Origin of the sequence: Actinopolymorpha sp. B11F2 (assembly GCF_040195635.1) — a bacterium.
Lineage (GTDB): Bacteria > Actinomycetota > Actinomycetes > Propionibacteriales > Actinopolymorphaceae > Thermasporomyces.
The window spans coordinates 1-5,509 of sequence record NZ_JBEFTX010000043.1; the positions used below are offsets into that span (position 1 = coordinate 1).

Consider the following 5,509-nt stretch of genomic DNA (forward strand, 5'->3'; position numbering starts at 1 on the left):
GCCTGATCTTTGAGAACTCAACAGCGTGCCGATAGTCGATGGTTTTGTGTTGTTTTGGCTCATGGCGCATTTTGTGTGTTGTGGGTTTGTGTTTTTTTGGGGCCTGTTTTGGGCTTTCTGTTGGTTTTCGACGGAGAGTTTGATCCTGGCTCAGGACGAACGCTGGCGGCGTGCTTAACACATGCAAGTCGAGCGGAAAGGCCCTTTCGGGGGTACTCGAGCGGCGAACGGGTGAGTAACACGTGAGTAACCTGCCTTTGGCTCTGGGATAAGCCTGGGAAACTGGGTCTAATACTGGATGTTCATATCTGTCCGCATGGGTGGGTGTGGAAAGTTTTTTCGGCCAGGGATGGGCTCGCGGCCTATCAGCTTGTTGGTGGGGTGATGGCCTACCAAGGCTTTTACGGGTAGCCGGCCTGAGAGGGCGACCGGCCACACTGGGACTGAGACACGGCCCAGACTCCTACGGGAGGCAGCAGTGGGGAATATTGCACAATGGGCGGAAGCCTGATGCAGCAACGCCGCGTGAGGGATGACGGCCTTCGGGTTGTAAACCTCTTTCAGCACCGACGAAGCGGGAGTGACGGTAGGTGCAGAAGAAGCGCCGGCCAACTACGTGCCAGCAGCCGCGGTAACACGTAGGGCGCGAGCGTTGTCCGGAATTATTGGGCGTAAAGGGCTCGTAGGCGGTTTGTTGCGTCGAGAGTGAAATCCCACGGCTTAACTGTGGGACTGCTTTCGATACGGGCAGGCTAGAGGTAGGCAGGGGAGAGTGGAATATCCGGTGTAGCGGTGGAATGCGCAGATATCGGATGGAACACCGGTGGCGAAGGCGGCTCTCTGGGCCTTACCTGACGCTGAGGAGCGAAAGCGTGGGGAGCGAACAGGATTAGATACCCTGGTAGTCCACGCCGTAAACGTTGGGCGCTAGGTGTGGGGGACTTTCCACGTCCTCCGTGCCGCAGCTAACGCATTAAGCGCCCCGCCTGGGGAGTACGGCCGCAAGGCTAAAACTCAAAGGAATTGACGGGGGCCCGCACAAGCGGCGGAGCATGTTGCTTAATTCGAGGCGACGCGAAGAACCTTACCTGGGTTTGACATGCAGGGAAATCTCGTAGAGATACGGGGTCCGTAAGGGTCCTGCACAGGTGGTGCATGGCTGTCGTCAGCTCGTGTCGTGAGATGTTGGGTTAAGTCCCGCAACGAGCGCAACCCTCGTCCTATGTTGCCAGCGGGTTATGCCGGGAACTCATAGGAGACTGCCGGGGTCAACTCGGAGGAAGGTGGGGATGAGGTCAAGTCATCATGCCCCTTATATCCAGGGCTGCAAACATGCTACAATGGTCGGTACAAAGGGTTGCGAGACCGTGAGGTGGAGCGAATCCCAAAAAGCCGGCCTCAGTTCGGATCGGGGTCTGCAACTCGACCCCGTGAAGTTGGAGTCGCTAGTAATCGCGGATCAGCAACGCCGCGGTGAATACGTTCCCGGGCCTTGTACACACCGCCCGTCAAGTCATGAAAGTCGGCAATACCCGAAGCCCATGTCCTAACCCTTTTGGGAGGGAGTGGTCGAAGGTGGGGCTGGCGATTAGGACTAAGTCGTAACAAGGTAGCCGTACCGGAAGGTGCGGCTGGATCACCTCCTTTCTAAGGAGCAGGTGGGTCGTCGTCTGGTGGGTCTGGAGTTGTTCTGGGTCTGTTGTGGGCGGTTGGTCTGCTGCTTGTTAGTGGAACGTCGACTGTTTGGCGCCTTTGCTGGTTGGTTTCTGTTCTGGTACTGCCTGCTGCTGTTGTTGTTGTTGTGGTGGTGGGTGTGGAAGGGGTGGGGGCTGGTTGGTGGGGGTGTTGTGGTGCGCTGTTGGGTCCTGAGAGATCAGGTGGCTGGCTTCTTTGTGGGGTTGGTGTCTGGTTTTTCTGGTGTGTTTGTTGTTTGAGAACTGCATAGTGGACGCGAGCATCTTTATTCTTGAGGACATGGCTTGTTTGTTGGGTTGTGTTTTTGAGGGTTTTTGTGTTGGTGTTGTTTGGCAAGTTTTTTAGGGCACTCGGTGGATGCCTTGGTACCAGAAGCCGATGAAGGACGTTGGAGCCTGCGATAATCCCTGGGGAGTTGGCAACCGAGCTTTGATCCGGGGGTTTCCGAATGGGGAAACCTGGCTGGGGTTATGCCCAGTCGCCAGCATCTGAATTCATAGGGTGTTGGAGGGAACGCGGGGAAGTGAAACATCTCAGTACCCGTAGGAAGAGAAAACAATTGTGATTCCGTGAGTAGTGGCGAGCGAAAGCGGATGAGGCTAAACCGTGTAGGTGTGAGAGCTGGCAGGTGTTGCCTGCGCGGGGTTGTGGGAGCGTTTTTGCTGGGGCTGCTGACCTGGCGGGAAGTGATAAACCGTTGCGGAAGCTGAAGGGTCTGGAATGGCCTGGCGTAGTAGGTGATACCCCTGTAGGTGTAATGTGACGGCTTCCTTGAATGTTTCCCAAGTAGCACGGGACCCCTGAAATCCTGTGTGAATCTGGCGGGACCACCCGCTAAGCCTAAATACTTTCTGGTGACCGATAGTGCACTAGTACCGTGAGGGAAAGGTGAAAAGTACCCCGGGAGGGGAGTGAAATAGTTCCTGAAACCGGGTGCCTACAATCCGTCAGAGCCTTCGGGTGATGGCGTGCCTTTTGAAGAATGAGCCTGCGAGTTAGTGGTGCGTGGCGAGGTTAACCCGTTGTGGGGTAGCCGTAGCGAAAGCGAGTCTGAATAGGGCGTTGAGTCGCGTGCTCTAGACCCGAAGCGGGGTGATCTACCCATGGGCAGGGTGAAGCGTGGGTAAGACTGCGTGGAGGCCCGAACCCACCGGCGTTGAAAAGCCGGGGGATGATCTGTGGGTAGGGGTGAAAGGCCAATCAAACTCCGTGATAGCTGGTTCTCCCCGAAATGCATTTAGGTGCAGCGTTGCGTGTTTCCTACTGGAGGTAGAGCACTGGATGGTCTAGGGGGCCGACAAGCTTACCGAAATCAGCCAAACTCCGAATGCCAGTAGGTTGAAGCGTGGCAGTGAGACTGCGGGCGATAAGGTTCGTGGTCGAGAGGGAAACAGCCCAGATCATCAGCTAAGGCCCCTAAGCGTTCGCTAAGTGGAAAAGGATGTGGAGTCGCAGAGACAACCAGGAGGTTGGCTTAGAAGCAGCCATCCTTGAAAGAGTGCGTAATAGCTCACTGGTCAAGTGATTCTGCGCCGACAATGTAGCGGGGCTCAAGCGGACCGCCGAAGCTGTGACATTCACGCATGTGCCTAGCCGTGCGCCTTTTTGGGTGTGTTGGTTTGGGTGTGTGGATGGGTAGGGGAGCGTCGTGTGGCGTGGGAAGCGGCCGGGTGACCGAGTCGTGGATGCTGCACGAGTGAGAATGCAGGCATGAGTAGCGAAAGAGGGGTGAGAAACCCCTCCGCCGAATGACTAAGGGTTCCAGGGCCAGGCTAATCCGCCCTGGGTAAGTCGGGTCCTAAGGCGAGGCCGACAGGCGTAGTCGATGGACAACGGGTTGATATTCCCGTACCGGTTTTGTTGCGCCCATGCTGAGTCCGGTGATGCTAAGCAGACGAACCTGTGCGCGCCTTTCGGGGTGTGTGTGGGGGTGTGTGTGGCCCGATCCGGTAGTAGGCAAGCGATGGGGTGACGCAGGAGGGTAGCTCTACGCGGCGATGGTAGGCCGAAAGGCTGATCCGCGGGCAAGGATGTAGGACTCAGGGTAGGTAAATCCGTCCTGTGTATGTCTGAGATCTGATGCCGAGCCGATTGAGGCGAAGTGAGTGATCCCATGCTGTCGAGAAAAACCTCTAGTGAGTGACAGAACCGCCCGTACCCTAAACCGACACAGGTGGTCAGGTAGAGAATACCGAGGCGATCGGGTGAACCGTGGTTAAGGAACTCGGCAAAATGCCCCCGTAACTTCGGGAGAAGGGGGACCGAAACCGTTACCACACGTGCTGTGGGAAGCGGTGGAGGTCGCAGAGACCAGGCCCAAGCGACTGTTTACTAAAAACACAGGTCCGTGCGAAGTTGTAAGACGATGTATACGGACTGACGCCTGCCCGGTGCTGGAACGTTAAGAGGACCCGTTAACCCTTTCGGGGGTGAAGCGGAGAATTTAAGCGCCAGTAAACGGCGGTGGTAACTATAACCATCCTAAGGTAGCGAAATTCCTTGTCGGGTAAGTTCCGACCTGCACGAATGGCGTAACGACTTGGGCGCTGTCTCAACCACGGACCCGGCGAAATTGCATTACGAGTAAAGATGCTCGTTACGCGCAGCAGGACGGAAAGACCCCGGGACCTTTACTACAGCTTGGTATTGGTGGTCGGTTCGGCTTGTGTAGGATAGGTGGGAGACTGTGAAACCCTGACGCCAGTTAGGGTGGAGTCAACGTTGAAATACCACTCTGGTCGTACTGGCTGTCTAACCTCGGTCCGTTATCCGGATCAGGGACAGTGCCTGGTGGGTAGTTTAACTGGGGCGGTTGCCTCCTAAAAGGTAACGGAGGCGCCCAAAGGTTCCCTCAGCCTGGTTGGCAATCAGGTGTTGAGTGTAAGTGCACAAGGGAGCTTGACTGTGAGACTGACGGGTCGAGCAGGAGCGAAAGCTGGGACTAGTGATCTTGCGGTGGCATGTGGAAGCGCCGTGACTCATCGGATAAAAGGTACCCCGGGGATAACAGGCTGATCTTGCCCAAGAGTCCATATCGACGGCATGGTTTGGCACCTCGATGTCGGCTCGTCGCATCCTGGGGCCGGAGCAGGTCCCAAGGGTTGGGCTGTTCGCCCATTAAAGCGGTACGCGAGCTGGGTTTAGAACGTCGTGAGACAGTTCGGTCCCTATCCGCTGCGCGCGTAGGAGACTTGAGAAGGGCTGTCCCTAGTACGAGAGGATCGGGACGGACGGACCTCTGGTGTGCCAGTTGTACCGCCAGGTGCACTGCTGGTTGGCTACGTTCGGAAGTGATAACCGCTGAAGGCATCTAAGCGGGAAGCACGCTTCAAGATAAGGTCTCCCACCGGCTCGACCGGGTAAGGCCCCCAGAAGACGACTGGGTTGATAGGCCAGAGGTGGAAGCGAGGACCTAAAGACTCGTGTAGCTGACTGGTACTAATAGGCCGAGGGCTTGCCACACACCAAACACAAACATGTTTCGCGTCCACTATGCGGTTCTGAAACAACAAACCACCACCCCCCGCGGCCACACCACAACCCCCCTGCACACCCCACCCGGAAACCCCGGCGGGAGCACAAGGGGAACAAGCGGCGGCCCGGGGGTGACAACAGCACAGTGGTTGACTGTTTCACAGCGTTACGGCGGTCACAGCGAAGGGGAAACACCCGGTCCCATACCGAACCCGGAAGTTAAGCCCTCCAGCGCCGATGGTACTGCAGGGGCCACCCTGTGGGAGAGTAGGACACCGCCGGACACCACACACAAGAAGAGGGCCACCCACCAGGGCGGCCCTCTTCTTGCGTCCTGAGG

Annotated in this window: 1 protein-coding gene and 3 rRNA genes; all 4 read left to right on the forward strand. The window is 57.0% G+C overall.

Going from position 1 to position 5,509, the window contains the following annotated elements; genetic code table 11:
- Positions 1 to 127 precede the first annotated feature (127 nt).
- Positions 128 to 1,647 (forward strand): 16S ribosomal RNA (locus tag ABN034_RS34000).
- Positions 1,648 to 1,658: 11 nt separating this feature from the next.
- Positions 1,659 to 1,934, forward strand: coding sequence for a hypothetical protein (locus ABN034_RS34005; RefSeq protein ID WP_349695067.1), 276 nt, complete (start codon positions 1,659 to 1,661; stop codon positions 1,932 to 1,934).
- Positions 1,935 to 2,025: 91 nt separating this feature from the next.
- Positions 2,026 to 5,157: ribosomal RNA gene (locus ABN034_RS34010) — 23S ribosomal RNA — on the forward strand.
- Between the two features lie 179 nt (positions 5,158 to 5,336).
- A 5S ribosomal RNA gene (gene rrf / locus ABN034_RS34015) occupies positions 5,337 to 5,453 on the forward strand.
- The 16S, 23S and 5S rRNA genes sit together here, the layout of an rRNA operon.
- The last annotated feature ends 56 nt before the right edge of the window (positions 5,454 to 5,509 follow it).